At 37.2% G+C, this 14800-nt stretch carries 13 protein-coding genes; 3 read left to right on the forward strand and 10 right to left on the reverse strand.

The window, feature by feature from the left end; translation table 11 throughout:
* Window positions 1-45: 45 nt before the first annotated feature.
* The 5 genes from nifJ to LMF89_RS11865 all read right to left on the reverse strand — a co-directional run bounded on the left by nifJ (window position 46) and on the right by LMF89_RS11865 (window position 7834).
* On the reverse strand, window positions 46-3588 hold the full coding sequence (gene nifJ, locus LMF89_RS11845) for a pyruvate:ferredoxin (flavodoxin) oxidoreductase (RefSeq protein WP_229535259.1): 3543 nt from the start codon (window positions 3586-3588) through the stop codon (window positions 46-48).
* A gap of 244 nt (window positions 3589-3832) precedes the next feature.
* Window positions 3833-4282, reverse strand: a complete 450-nt coding sequence (locus tag LMF89_RS11850; protein WP_229535260.1) for a hypothetical protein — start codon at window positions 4280-4282, stop codon at window positions 3833-3835.
* A 152-nt stretch (window positions 4283-4434) separates the two neighbouring features.
* Complete coding sequence (locus tag LMF89_RS11855; protein WP_229535261.1) at window positions 4435-5874, reverse strand: NAD(P)/FAD-dependent oxidoreductase; 1440 nt, start codon at window positions 5872-5874, stop codon at window positions 4435-4437.
* Between the two features lie 411 nt (window positions 5875-6285).
* Window positions 6286-6612 carry a DUF1904 family protein gene (locus LMF89_RS11860; protein ID WP_007957710.1) on the reverse strand — a complete coding sequence of 109 codons (327 nt, stop codon included), beginning with the start codon at window positions 6610-6612 and terminating at the stop codon, window positions 6286-6288.
* 34 nt (window positions 6613-6646) lie between these two features.
* Entirely contained in the window at window positions 6647-7834 is a 1188-nt protein-coding gene (locus LMF89_RS11865) for an MFS transporter (protein WP_229535262.1), read from the reverse strand.
* Between the two features lie 235 nt (window positions 7835-8069).
* Between LMF89_RS11865 and LMF89_RS11870 the strand changes: the two genes are divergently transcribed.
* The gene (locus LMF89_RS11870; protein ID WP_229535263.1) at window positions 8070-8768 is read left to right on the forward strand and encodes a DUF421 domain-containing protein; all 699 of its coding nucleotides are present in this window, start codon (window positions 8070-8072) and stop codon (window positions 8766-8768) included.
* A 17-nt stretch (window positions 8769-8785) separates the two neighbouring features.
* Here LMF89_RS11870 and LMF89_RS11875 read toward each other — a convergent pair whose 3' ends face one another.
* A complete protein-coding gene (locus LMF89_RS11875; RefSeq protein WP_229535264.1) occupies window positions 8786-9301 on the reverse strand; it encodes a DUF456 family protein in 516 nt (171 codons plus the stop codon).
* Window positions 9302-9470: 169 nt separating this feature from the next.
* Here LMF89_RS11875 and LMF89_RS11880 point away from each other — a divergent pair, with 169 nt between their 5' ends.
* On the forward strand, window positions 9471-9905 hold the full coding sequence (locus tag LMF89_RS11880) for a universal stress protein (protein WP_229535265.1): 435 nt from the start codon (window positions 9471-9473) through the stop codon (window positions 9903-9905).
* Between the two features lie 74 nt (window positions 9906-9979).
* On the opposite strand, the gene ddlA is transcribed toward LMF89_RS11880, so the two are convergent.
* On the reverse strand, window positions 9980-11074 hold the full coding sequence (gene ddlA / locus LMF89_RS11885) for a D-alanine--D-alanine ligase (protein WP_229535266.1): 1095 nt from the start codon (window positions 11072-11074) through the stop codon (window positions 9980-9982).
* A gap of 138 nt (window positions 11075-11212) precedes the next feature.
* Between ddlA and LMF89_RS11890 the strand changes: the two genes are divergently transcribed.
* Entirely contained in the window at window positions 11213-12136 is a 924-nt protein-coding gene (locus LMF89_RS11890; protein WP_229535267.1) for an AraC family transcriptional regulator, read from the forward strand.
* A 143-nt stretch (window positions 12137-12279) separates the two neighbouring features.
* On the opposite strand, the gene ygiD is transcribed toward LMF89_RS11890, so the two are convergent.
* The 3 genes from ygiD to LMF89_RS11905 form a co-directional block, all read right to left on the reverse strand.
* The gene (gene ygiD, locus LMF89_RS11895) at window positions 12280-13056 is read right to left on the reverse strand and encodes a 4,5-DOPA-extradiol-dioxygenase (RefSeq protein ID WP_229535268.1); all 777 of its coding nucleotides are present in this window, start codon (window positions 13054-13056) and stop codon (window positions 12280-12282) included.
* 184 nt (window positions 13057-13240) lie between these two features.
* A complete protein-coding gene (locus LMF89_RS11900; protein ID WP_229535269.1) occupies window positions 13241-14098 on the reverse strand; it encodes a Cof-type HAD-IIB family hydrolase in 858 nt (285 codons plus the stop codon).
* Between the two features lie 85 nt (window positions 14099-14183).
* Window positions 14184-14795, reverse strand: a complete 612-nt coding sequence (locus tag LMF89_RS11905; protein WP_229535270.1) for a LysE/ArgO family amino acid transporter — start codon at window positions 14793-14795, stop codon at window positions 14184-14186.
* Between the last annotated feature and the right edge of the window lie 5 nt (window positions 14796-14800).

Consider the following 14800-nt stretch of genomic DNA (forward strand, 5'->3'; position numbering starts at 1 on the left):
CTCGCTAGCGAGCTGCCAAATGCCTCTTTTAATAGAAATTACTACTTATGATTGTGCAAGTCTTTTATAAGTTGCTAATCTTTCCTTAGCATCTTTTTCTGTTTTCGCAAATAAGGCATCAGCTAAATCTGGATATTGTTTCTTAAGGGATGCAAAGCGCACTTCACCCATCAAGAATTCTTGGAAGTTAGCTGTTGGCTCTTTGGAATCCAGAATGAATGGATTCTTATCTTCTTCTTTTAATGTTGGGTTATAGCGATACATTCCCCAATATCCGCATTCTACGGCATTTTTAATTTCAAGCTGACTAAAGCCCATACCTTTTCTCAAACCATGGCTTATGCAAGGAGCATATGCAATGACAAGAGATGGACCTGGATATGCTTCTGCTTCAGCAATTGCTTTTAAAGTCTGATTTTTATCAGCGCCCATAGCAATTTGTGCAACATACACATAACCATAGCTCATAGCCATCATACCAAGATCTTTCTTCTTCGTGGTTTTACCGCTAGCAGCAAATTGCGCAATTGCAGCAGCTGGAGTGGACTTGGAAGCCTGTCCGCCAGTATTCGAATAGATTTCAGTATCAAGTACCAAAACATTCACATCTTCACCAGATGCCAATACATGATCCAAACCGCCGTAGCCGATATCATAAGCCCAGCCATCGCCACCAAAGATCCATTGTGATCTTTTCACCAAGAAATCTTTATTTTTATCAATTTCATTCAATAAAGCATTGTCGCCTTTTTCTGCAGCTACAAGACTAGCCACAAGGTTTGCTCTGGAACGACTTGCTTCACCGCTATCTTTATGCTCCAACCAATCTGCCAAAGCAGCTTTTAGTTCCGCACTAATATTAAGTTCAATAGCTTCTTTAACCGTAACCGCTAATTTATCTCTCAGTGCTTTTACACCTAAATGCATACCAAGACCAAATTCAGCATTATCTTCGAATAAGGAATTCGCCCATGCTGGACCATGTCCTTCATGATTTGTTGTGTATGGTATCGATGGAGCACTACCACCCCAGATGGATGTACAACCAGTAGCATTAGCAACCATCATGCGATCACCAAACAATTGGGTAACAAGTTTAACATAAGGAGTTTCGCCGCAGCCTGCGCAAGCACCAGAGAATTCTAACAATGGCTGTTCAAATTGGCTGCCTTTTACAGTATTCTTTTTCAGAGGATTTTCTTTAGGTAAAATATTAGCAAGATAATCCCATAATTTCACTTCATGTAATTGTGTATCCAACGGTTTCATAATCAATGCTTTTTCTTTTGCAGGACATACCTGTGCGCAGTTGCCGCAGCCAGTACAATCAAGAGGAGAAATAGCAAGTCTGAACTGCAAGTCTTTTACACCAACAGCTGCTTTTGCAGTAAAGCCTTCAGGTACATTTTTCATCTCTTCTTCATTCACTAAGACAGGTCTGATTACAGCATGAGGGCATACGAACGCGCACTGATTACATTGGATACATTTGTCCATTTGCCATTCAGGAACATTAATTGCAATACCACGTTTTTCAAAGGCAGATGTTCCAAGAGGGAAAGTACCATCTTCCATGCTGCCAGTAAAAGCACTCACTGGTAATGAATCGCCTTCTTGTCTATTCATTGGTACAAGGATTTTTTCAATAAATTCAGGTACTTGTTTTTGATTCGCATTGCTGCAAGCACAAGCAAAATGAGCTTCATCTTTTATGCTGTCACTAGCAGTTTTCCAGCTTTCTGGAATGGTAACTTTGACAATGGATTCCACGCCTTTATCAATAGCAGCATTATTCATGTCAATCACTTTTTGACCTTTATTACCATAAGAACCAACAACTGCATCTTTTAAGTAGTTAACCGCATCTTCAACTGGAATAATATGAGCAATTTTAAAGAACGCAGACTGCATGATCATGTTGATTCTGCCGCCCAATCCAATTTCTTGCGCAATTTTGACAGCATTCAGTGTGTAGAAGTTAATATTGTTTTGTGCAATATAACGTTTCATAAAGCCTGGCAATTTTGTTTCTAATTCTTCTTGGTCCCAAATGCAATTGAGCAAGAAGCTGCCATTTGGTTTTAATCCAACTAATACATCATATTTATCTACATAGGATTGATTATGGCAAGCTACAAAATCAGCTTTGTTAATTAAATATGGAGATTTGATTGGTTTTTTACCAAATCTAAGATGGGAAACTGTAATACCGCCAGATTTTTTAGAATCATAAGCGAAATAAGCTTGTGCGTACATATCCGTTTTATCGCCGATAATTTTGATTGCGCTCTTATTCGCACCAACCGTGCCATCTGAACCAAGACCCCAGAACTTACAAGCTTTTGTTCCTTCAGGAGTCGTATCAACATCTGCAGCAGTTGGCAAAGATTTGAAGGTTACGTCATCAACAATACCAATGGTAAATCCATCTTTAGGTGCATCGGCTTTTAAATTTTCATAAACGGCAACAATATGAGCAGGTACTACATCTTTAGAGCCAAGTCCATATCTTCCGCCTACAATCACAGGGTGAGTTCCACGATTATAGAAGGCTGTTTTTACATCAAGATATAAAGGTTCAGCCAAAGAACCAGGCTCTTTTGTTCTGTCAAGAACAGCAATCTTTTTTACTGTTTCAGGGATATACTTAAAGAAGTGTTCAATGGAGAATGGTCTATACAAATGAACATTCAATAAACCAACTTTTTCACCATTTGCATTCAAATAATCTACCGTTTCTTCAATCGCTTCACAGGCTGAACCCATAGCAATAATCATTCTATCCGCATCTGGTGCACCATAATAATTAAAGAGATGGTAATCTCTACCGGTAATCTTATTAATCTCAGCCATGTAATTTTCTACAATTTCAGGTAACGCATCATAATATTTATTAGAAACTTCTCTTTCTTGGAAATAAATATCAGGATTTTGTGCAGTACCACGAAGTACTGGATGATCAGGATTCAATGCATTTCTTCTGAAAGTATCTACATCATTTACATCTAACAATTTAGCTAGTTCATCATATTCGATGGTTTCAATTTTTTGTATTTCATGAGAGGTTCTAAAACCATCAAAGAAATTGATAAAAGGAACTTTCCCTTTTAATGCTGCTAAATGTGCAACAGCACTCAAATCCATAACTTCTTGTACGCTGCTTTCAGCAAGCAATGCACAGCCAGTTTGTCTAGCGGCCATAACATCCTGATGATCGCCAAATATATTAAGCGCATTGGTAGCCAATGCTCTAGCACTAACATGGAAAACAGCTGGAAGTAATTCCCCAGCAACTTTATACATGTTAGGAATCATAAGCAAGAGACCTTGAGATGCAGTGTAAGTCGTAGTCAAAGCACCTGCTTGTAAAGAACCGTGCACTGCACCAGCAGCACCAGCCTCTGACTGCATTTCCATAACTTTTACGGTTTGTCCAAAAAGGTTTTTCTTTCCTTGAGCCGACCATTCATCAACAGCTTCTGCCATAGGTGAAGATGGGGTAATTGGAAAAATTGCCGCCACATCTGTAAAGGCATAAGAAATATAAGCTGCAGCAGTGTTCCCGTCCATTGTCTTCATTTTTCTCATAAGTATCTCCTTCTTTCTCTTTATGTTACTAAATGCGACAAGCAATATTGTATACAATATTCATAAATTTTCTTCATGAATCCATACAAAATTACTTCACCACAATTTTCTACTCAGTTATCATTCGACATTGAAATCAAAATTCCTATATAACTACAAAAAAAATATTCTTTTTTTTGCAAACTTTATTGACATTTGCTAAATTTTCTGATAAATTATAAGTTCTATTATTCACTTATTCTTTCTACAAATTGTGAATTTGCAAATTATCTAGACCATTTTCACCAAACTCTTTATGGTATTCTTGATGAAAAGACATCTCTTTTTCAAATCGTTCGCTAATAGACATTTGTAAAATGGCTTCCTCACCATATTTTTTGATAAAATCCCTTCTGGCAAGTCTTTCAATTAACTCCTCCCAAAAAGTAGCGTTTTCAAAATTCTCAATATGTTTTACGATTTGACTATGTGTTGTAAATTCTTTATTAAGAAAATGCTCTCCTGTTTTTTCGTTCCTTTCCACCATCTCTTCCATCCCAAATTCATTTGCGAAAGCCAGTATCTTTTGTTCCAATTCTTTATAAGGCTTTTCTTTCTCCGTTCTTTCTTCTGAATGAGCATGTAGTACCCAGTCATTTAGGTACACCATATCCAAAAACAACTGATACTCTTTTTTAGTGATATTAATCTTCATATTTTCTCCCTTTTTTTAAAAAATACATAATTCTATTTAGCTATCTTTATCTAAAAATCCTGCTATAAGCAAAAACCTTATACGCAGGGAAACGGTCCTAAAAAAATAAATAGCCTAACTCTTAATAAGTTAAGGCTATTTACTCTCAGAGTTTACAATTTTATATACTTTCCTCGTTTTGCTCTTTCCGGCAGTCCAGGTGAATCCTTCCCTCGCTGTGTTACTTCCTCTACTGGAATATGAAGTTCACGAGCAATGATTTCCTTTACCCGCGAGAGACAAAATCCACTTTGGCATTTGCCCATACCTGCTCTTGTACGCCTCTTAATCGCATCGATGGATTTGATCGCGATGTTACGGTGCAGAGCATCAATAATCTCAGTTTCAGTTACCTGCTCACATCTACAAATAATATGCTCATCAGGATTTGTCGAATTTATATCGCCTTTGAAGTTTTCATCTTTTACTTGAATGATAGGCTTACGATACGCCATAAAATCCTTCTTATTTTTCAGTTCCAAACCTGCCAGCTTTAGTAGCTCAACGACTTTTAAAGCAATGGCTGGGGAAGCTGTAAGCCCTGGAGAGTCAATACCTATCAAATTAATAAATCCGGCTACGCGGCTCTCTTCAATAATCCAATCTTTTTTACTGGAAATAGGACGATTCCCAGCAAAGGATGTAATTGCTTGTTTCATATCAAAATCAGGCACGGACATTCTAGCTGTTTTCACTATGTTTTCCAATACGTCTTGAGTTGTACCTACGTCATCTTTATCATTTATCTCTTCCGCATTCGGGCCTACCATCAGATTGCCGTGATATGTAGTCGTTACCAAGATTCCTTTTCCCAGTTCAGTAGGCACTTGAAAGATTACAGAATTAGCCAGATAATTTTGTTCTTTATCTAATAAAACATATTGACCCCTGCGAGGAATAATATGAAAATCATCAATACCGATCAAACTGGAAATTTTATCACAATATATGCCAGCGGCATTGATAACATATTGGGTTTGTATTTCTCCCTTATTCGTAGCTACTTTAAAATAATCATCTACCTTTTCAATTCCAACCACGGCAGTATTTAATTTTAATTCAACCCCATTTGTTATCGCATTTTCCGCCAAGGCAATAACAAACTCATAAGGAGAAGTTACACCTGCATTCCTGCAATAAAGAGCAGCCTTTACCTCCTTACTCACATAAGGTTCTAGCTCTCTTACTTTTTCTCCATCAATAATGGCAAGCCCACCAACACCATTTTTTATACCATATTGATATAGTTTTTCTAATGTTTTCATATCCTCATCGCGAAAAGCCAATACTACGGAACCTGTTTCTCGATAGCCGAAATTCAATTCTTTATTTAACTGTTCGTACATTCGATTCCCTTTTACACATAACTCTGCTTTTAGAGTACCTGGTTCATCCGAGTAGCCGCCATGGACAATCCCGCTATTTGCTTTCGATGCACCACAGCCCACGTCTTCTTCTTTTTCTACAAGACATACACGTACCTGATATTTTGCTAATTCCCGCGCGATATTCGTCCCTACAACCCCAGCACCAATAATACATATATCATACATGCTACATCCTCCTCAATTGCTGAATTGTATACAATCCTGGATTGATTTTAGCAACTATTTTAGTTTCTTTTTAACTGGTTAAACGCCATTTTATATCCGTTTAATTGTCTGAATAGTTTAATACTAACAAATGAGGCATTAATATGCAAGATTGATTTTATTGACGATACGAGTAAGAAAATTAAACATTTCACCATCGATAATAAAGGCGGTCCTAGCAATATAGCCGTACTTAACAAAACCAACACTGATGTAATTCTTGCTGCTAATTAGGGAAATTGGCGAAATAGCAGTCTATGAATTAATTGAGTCGCCAGAAGCTTGAGACTACTCTTTATTTAAACTAAAGAAACAGGTCTGCATTACTGTTAACAATAATGCAGACCTGTTTCTCATTATGACAACGTGAAATTAGAGATGCCTTCCATTCTCATAATATTTATTTCGTTCTAGGACAATAAAAAATATTTCTACTTGTTCGTAACCAGCTCGTTTAATATTTTCCGTTAAACTAGCAGCCACTTTATCTTGAATGTCTTGTCCTCTATCAAACCAATTCACCTGCACCATAGGACATTCTGCAATTATATCTCCATCTTTAATCAAGGTGGAATCCACACATTCAATTCTAAAATAGTCACGGGGACAACCAATAATCTCTTCCAGCTCATTTACCAGTTGTGTACTGATATTTTGTATCTCTTTTACTTTCATACCTTTAATAAGAAATTGCGGCATTTCATTCTCCCCCTTTCGTATTTATTATGTTCATTTATTTACTAACTTGAACGACTAATCCTACTGCTGCCTCCTCTGGTTCTTTCACAAATAAAGTTAATATAAATCCAATAACTGGCAAACAGGCTAATACCGTAAAAATTAGAGGCATTCCCCAAACATCAGCCACTTTTCCCAATGCCAGTACTCCCATTGCACCTAATCCTACACTTAAACCAATCGTTAATCCCGAAGCCATCCCTACATTATTGGGCATCATTCTTTGGGCTAAGATCAAGCTGCTGGTAAAGGTTGCAGATAATAATATACTAGCAAGAGACAGCACAACAAAGGCTCCAATATCACCAGCAATAGGGAATAAATACAATAGAAGAGAAATGGGTAAAATCGAATAGATCATTACACGTTTACTGCCGTAACGATCACTCATCGCACCGCCCATCAGCGTCCCAAAAGCACTCGTCGCTAAATACACGGTTAGCAAAGAACTCGCATATATCTCACTGCCATGTAAATATGATACATAATATAGAGGTACAAAGGTACTAATACCCGCAGCAACTGTTGATCTTGACAGTACCATCCCTAAAAGTGATAGCAAAGGCCAATTGATAGACGCCCTAAAGCTTTTCAGGCTCCCAGGCTGTTTGGCTTCTGGTCTAACTAAATTCCGCGTCATTTGTATCAAAGGAATTCCCAGTAATACATAAGGCAAAATATAAAGAAGCACTTTTATACTGAATCCGCCGTACAATAGTGTCGCTAATAGCAATGAACCTACGGCAAAACCCGCATTGCCTCCTACAGCAAATAAACTGACTCCTTTGCCTTTCGCTTTGCCACTTAATTGGCTGGCAGTCTTAGCCGCCTCTGGATGAAATGCTGCCATACCAAGCCCTGCAATCGCCGTAAATAACAATGTAAGATAATAGTGAGGAGCCCACAATGAAGCCAACATCGCCACTCCTGAAAGCAAACAGCCGGCAGGCATAAGCCAAGGCCGGGGGCTTCGATCACTGAAATATCCAAATAAAGGCTGACTAGCAGAGGATGTTAAATTCTGCATAAGGGCAATCGCACTTACTTGGGCATAGGTTAAAGCAAACTTTGCTTTTAAAAAGGGTAACGCTACTAATAAAGCACCTGCAGACAAATCGGTAACACCATGAGCAATAGCAACAATCCACAAGGCTTTGGGAAGCTTGGAAACAATGGAAAACAATATGATCACTCCTAAAAAAATATTAATATATTTTTCACAATTGGTCTACTCTATAATAAAGACCTAATTCTGGTGAAATTTTAACTTTCGTAAGATCTTACTACTATTGCAAAGATAAACGCCTAGAATAGTTTGCTCATCGGATAGATATCTAGCACTTCATCTGCACTAAAAGCTCTGTTACTTTAGTACAGATGAAGTACTAGAAATTTGGTTAATAAGAGGGAGATAACAAATGAACTGGAATGATTTTTTACGAGATACTTGGCAAACAACTCTAATTTTTGTTACTTTATTGATTCTTACCCGCCTACTAGACAAAACCCAAGTGGGACAGCTAACCTTTTACGAATATGTCAGTGGTATTACGATCGGATCACTTGCCGCTACCATTGCTGCATCCGATCCCGATAAAATATGGAGTAATTATTATGATCTAATCCTATTTGCAGTACTTACTTACATCATTTCCCTCTGTGCTTTAAAAAGCCGACCATTTCGAACACTGATTGAAGGTTCACCCAGTATTTTAATTGAAAATGGTCGTATCATTAAAGAGAATATGAAATCTCTTCGTTTTGATCTAGACGAGCTGAATGCCTTACTACGAAGCAAAGATGTTGTCGATATAAGTGAGGTACAGTATGCAATTCTTGAAACAACAGGAGAAATGAGTATTATTAAAAAATCAGGTTTCCAGCCGTTAACTAAGAGTGATATGAATATCCATCTCCCGGATCCTATGCTTCCTGTAGAATTGATTATGGACGGCGAGATTATCGAAGAAAATTTACAGAAACAAAATCTTACTCATACCTGGCTAGAAGAACAATTGTCAGCTCGAAATATTAAAAGTGCCTCTCATGTCATGTACGGAGTCATTGATTCAAAAGGACAATTATTTATAAGCGCCAAAGGCAGCCATCAAGATTAACTGAAAACTCATTTCGATTACTGCCATTTTAGCTGATAAATTAATAGAATCGCCATGCCGACTGCAGTAGCAGACTTAATAATAATACCAAAAATTTGTCCTTTTACCACACTTTTAGCCACTTTTTTAGCTTGTGTTAAATCTTTGGTTTTACTATACTCTGCTAGCACAGTAACAATAAACGCCCCTAATAAAGCTCCTAACAAAGAACCGATAATCGGCAATAAGGCCGTTCCCCCTATCCCTCCCACAATCGTGCCGATAAAGGGAGCGAGCATTGCCCTTTTCGATGCTTTTTCTTTTTTTGCACCAATTAACCCTGCCACAAATTCAATAATCTCTCCAATAATAAAAATACCAAATACAATCACCAAAACAGCATAATCCATCCTATCAAAATGATCATAATAGCCATATGCCAGCCCCGTCAATAAAATCAAGGTATTTCCAGGCAACCCCATTATGGTCATGACAACTCCAGCTAAGATGAAGAGAACACATAGTATACTAATGATCAGCCCTGTATATTCCACAGGCCACACCCTTTCATTCAATGTTGTAATTTATAATATTCCCTCTTATCTTCTATTTTACCTTTTAACTAAATTATCGGACTTTTTCATATCACTTTCCTCTTCTTTATGTTACACTATAGATAAGCTAAGAATCACTCTTATCTTAACAATAAATGGGGGTGTAGTGATGTTTAATCAAATTTTAGTTCCTGTTGATGGCTCTGAAGCCGCTTGGCGTGCCTTGGAATACGCCACTGCCTTAGGAGAAAAGTTTCATAGTACCATCACTATTGTTCATGTTGTTCAAGCTCATTATACACTACCAACAGTTGGAATCAATGGAGAAATTCCTTTTATTTCACTTAATATTCAAGAGGTAGAAGCAACAGGTTACAAAATCATTGAATTAGCAAAAGAGCGGATTGGTGACTACCCTACATTCGAAACAAACTTAGAGTTTGGTCATCCAGCGGAACGCATAATATCTTTGGCATCAAATAATGCCTATGATTTAATTGTAATTGGCTCCAGAGGCTTGAGTGGCATTAGCGAATTCTTTCTAGGAAGTATTAGTAATAATGTATCGCAATCTTCTCCTGTCCCAGTAATGATCATCAAATAATATACTATTTGTAATAAAAGCAGTCAGGATGATTTATGTATCCTGACTGCTTATTATATATGACAAAAAAATAATTAATAGGATTTTCTGATGCTTTTATCTTTTATATTTCTTTCCAAAGCCAATTGAATTAATCGATCGATCAGATCAGTATAAGAAATACCGCTAATTCCCCATAACTTAGGATACATACTTATTTTTGTAAAACCTGGAATCGTATTAATCTCATTGATCAAGACGTTATGTTCTTTCGTTAAGAAAAAATCAACACGAGCCATCCCTTCACAACACAATACCTGAAAGGCTTTGATTGCTAGCTCTTGTACCAATGCAGCTATTTCTTTTGGAATATCTGCAGGAATTTGAATCGCAGCTCCTTGATCGTCAATATATTTTGCAGCATAAGAATAAAACTCTTGCTGGGGAATAATAGCGCCCACTGCAGAAGCAATCGGAATTTCATTGCCCAATATGGCACATTCAATTTCTTGCCCTTCAATACACTCTTCTATTATAATTTTGTGGTCAAAGGCAAAGGCTTCTTTTATCGCCGCAAAAAGTTCGTCTTGCTGTTTCACTTTACTAATCCCCACTGATGAACCAAGACTAGCGGGTTTTACGAAAACTGGCAGTCCTAGCTGCTCCACCACAGCTTCAAAGTTTATCCCAGGCTGTTCCCACTGATGATATGTCAAACTCTTCGCCACTGGAATACCAGCATCTCTAAGAAGACGTTTGGCAACATCTTTATCCATCCCAATTCCTGATCCTAAAGGACTTGGTCCCACAAAAGGTATATTGGCTAGGGTTAGCAATCCTTGCACGGTACCATCCTCTCCATATGTCCCATGGAGAATGGGAAAGACTACGTCAATACTTTTCGTAAATGTTTTTTCTGCAAAACAGATAAGCTGTTCTGAGTCCTTGCCCATCTGAAAAGCAACAGCTAAGCCTTTGTGCTTTAACATAATGTCTTTAGGGCTATCCCCATTGATCAAGAAATCCTCTTGATCACATAAGAACCATTGCCCTCTTTTATCAATTCCGATTAAAGTAAGTTCGTATTTTTCCTTATCAATTGCATTTATAATGTTTTTGGCCGACTGCAAAGAAACTTCATGTTCTGTTGATTTGCCCCCAAACAGTAACGCCACAGTGATTTTCATCATTTTTTCAGCTCCTAACTATTCTTTCTCCTTAGTATAGTAATATTTTTCACTATAATGATTGCTAAAAATGCTCATATTATTGTAAAAAATGCTGTACAATAGTATCACAAACACTACACAGAAGGAAGGATGCTCTTTATGGCTATGGAAAGTAAGGAGATACATTATAAAAGGGGTTATTTGGATAAAGATTTTCAATTTTTCCATTTGAAAGATAACAAGAATATCCAGTTCGAATTTCATTACCATGATTTCAATAAAATTATTATTTTTATATCTGGCAAAGTAACCTACTTAATTGAAGGTAAGACATACAAATTAAAGCCTTGGGATATTCTCTTAGTAAACAACAATGAGATTCATAAGCCGATGATTGATCAAGGTGAAACCTACGAGCGCATTGTGATTTGGGTGAATTCAGCTTTTCTATTACAACATAGTGATAGTGAATGCAATTTGCAAAAATGCTTTGAATTAGCTACTGAAAAAAAATTAAATTTACTACGGTTAGCACCTGATTTACTCATTGGGATAAAAGGGATTCTATCTCAATTGGAGGACTCTTGCAAAAGCCACGAATTTGGTAGTAAAGTGCTAAAGAACTCATTATTTTTGCAATATATTGTTCAGCTAAACAGACTGTATTTGGGTATTGACATTGACACTGAGTATCCAGACATTGAATACGATGAAACCATAGGGCGCATATTAGAGTATATCAATACTAATCTTAAAGAAGATTTATCCATGGACAATCTAGCTTCTATTTTTTATCTGAGTAAATACTATTTAATGCGTAAATTTAAACAACAAACAGGTTATACTGTCCACAATTATATTTTACAAAAAAGGTTAATCGCAGCAAATGCTCTAATTAAAAGAGGCAAGTCTATTACCACAACGTGTATTGAATGCGGCTTTGGTGATTATTCAAACTTTGTAAGGTCTTTTAAAAAATCCTTTGGGCTCTCACCGAAAAAGCACTACAAAATGTTCTTAGAACAAGAAAAATTGGCCAATCAACATCATCGACTTCACCAACCAAATATAACAGATTTATAACGGAGCCTTTATATCCGGTTAGATCAGAAAGGTATACAAGCAAATATATGGGAGAAAATCCTCCTAGCATAATAACAAGTACCACGTCCATTGCCATTGTGCCGAAAAGCCGTTCAAACATGAAATTGTCAATGTAATTCTGATTACACCCCAAAAGAAAGGCAGCGCATAGACATGGATGCATTCTGAAAACCTTCATAGGTAAAAGCAAGCTCGTCATCCGTATCTTGTAATGCTGCAGCATATAAGAAAGGCAAATAATGATCATTGGTAGGTACGGACAATAAGGCTTCTTTACCCAGTTTTTCATATTCGATCAACGACTGATGATTGCCAGCTACTAAATGTTCTTTGACTATATTATCAAAATGTACAGCCCAGTCAAAAGCTTTGGCCTCCATATCCCAATCAATCAAACGCAAATTGTGTACGATATTGCCACTACCAATTATAAGGATGTCATGTTCCCGTAAAGGAGCCAGTTTTTTGGCTAATTCATAATGCTCCTGGGGTGTCTTTTGATGGTCGAGACTCATTGCCATTACAGGTATATCCGCTTTTGGATACATATGCTTTAAAACAGACCATGCCGCATGATCTAATCCACGTTGCTCGTCATATTGAACAGAGGCATTCTCAAAGATAGATGCTACCTCTTCTAACTTTTTCGTAGCCCCTGGACATGCATAATGAATATCGTACAATTCCTGAGGAAAACCATAAAAATCATAAATTGTTTCTGGCTGTTTATTGGTTGTAATATAGGTACCTTTTGTAAGCCAATGAGCTGATACGACTAAAATAGCTTTTGGTCTAGGAAGAGACTGTCCCAACTGCGCTAAACTAGCTGTATACTCATTCTCAAGGATGATATTCATGGGTGAACCGTGACCTAAAAATAATACGGGAGATTTTTTCATGTTCAACCGACCTCCTATGATTAAAAGTGTACTCTCAAAAACAACCATACACAACACAAGCAGGCAAAGGATGGGCATAACTATAAGAGTAGGTTCAGTAAAGCACTGAATCGTTAGTTATGTTCATCCTTTGCCGTCCTAAATAAGACTTTCCGAGAAGCCGCTAAAATAACACTATTTCACCTTATATGGACATAAATTGTTCGATTGCATGGGCAACACCGTGTTTATCATTGCCATAGGTCACAAAACTGCATAATTTTTTGATATCCTCTTTTGCCGTTCCCATAGCTACACTAAATCCAACAATCTCCATCATAGAAACATCATTGTAGTTATCCCCAATTGCCATCGCCTTATCCAGGGAAATTCCTAAACGATCTGCCACTATTTTTAATGCATTGCCTTTAGAGGCATCCTTATTCCCCAACTCAAAATTATTAGTCATGGATGATGTCATTAAAAACTGCTTCATTCCAGCAAAGTTATCAATCGCAATTTTCCTTTTTTTATCATCAAAAGAAAAGCAAAAAACCTTATAAAGCGCTTCCTCAGCATCCATAGCCTCCTCATAGTTTTTCACAGGAGTCATACCGCTTTGACTGAAGATCTGCTCTACTATTTCTTCAAAATAAGTGGAATCCACTTCAAAGGCTGTGCCTCTTAACCCCTCCGCCTCCCTCTGCAATATTTCTTTCGCATGAGAAGAAATGTAAATTTTCTTATTGGTGGAAACTTCATAATAATAATCTCTTTCCTCCAACCAGTTTACCATGTATCTCACGTCATCCCGCCCCATTGTTAAGGATGAAATTTCTTGACCGATTTTATCATGAATCGCTGCACCATTATAGGATATCAAATAGGTATTCAATCCAAATTTCTTACAAATAGAAACAGCATCAAAATAGGTCCTGCCTGTTGCAACAATTACTTCAATCCCCTGCTCTTGCGCACGCTGGATCGCTTTTATATTTTCTTTACTTACTTCATGTTCCTCATTTAATAAAGTTCCATCTAAATCTGTTGCAATTAATCTCATAAGTACTGTCACCTTTCTATATATTGGGATGAACGCTTATTTTACTATTTCTTTTTATTTCTCTTCTTCTTTTCGATTATCCTTTTTACAAAACACTATTGTAAATCATATACGCAGCAGATAACCACATAAAAATCGCCGATACCTTATTGATATATCCAAATAGCTGGGTAAAGCTCTTTTTCTTTCCCACATTCCATCCAACAACAGCTAGAAGAAAAAACCAGCACCAAGATACAAGAATACAAGCCATAGTAAATACTATTTTTTCATTTCCTGTATAATGAATCGCACTTGTTCCAATAACACCAATTGTATCAAGTACAGCATGAGGATTGAACAAAGACACTGTAACAGCAAAAACAATCTGCTGTTTGACGCCAAGCCCCTTTCCTGCACCAGTATCATTTCCTGCCCACGTGCTATTCCATGTCAACCAGCCCATATATGCCAAAAAACCAACTCCAATCATCAGGAAAAGGATCTTAATCCAGGCAAAACTCGCAATAAACAATGAAACTCCCTGAACTGCTAATACAATCAATAAAGTATCACATAGGGAGGCTGTAATGACCACAGGCAATGCTCGTAAAAAGGTTGGCTGGCTTGCTCCTTGTGTAAAGACAAATAAGTTTTGAACTCCTAAAGGCAATATGAGTCCCATAGCTAGAATCATTCCATGAAAAAAAGCTTGCATTAATC

Source organism: Pelosinus baikalensis (assembly GCF_020819555.1).
Classification (GTDB): Bacteria; Bacillota; Negativicutes; order DSM-13327; family DSM-13327; genus Pelosinus; species Pelosinus baikalensis.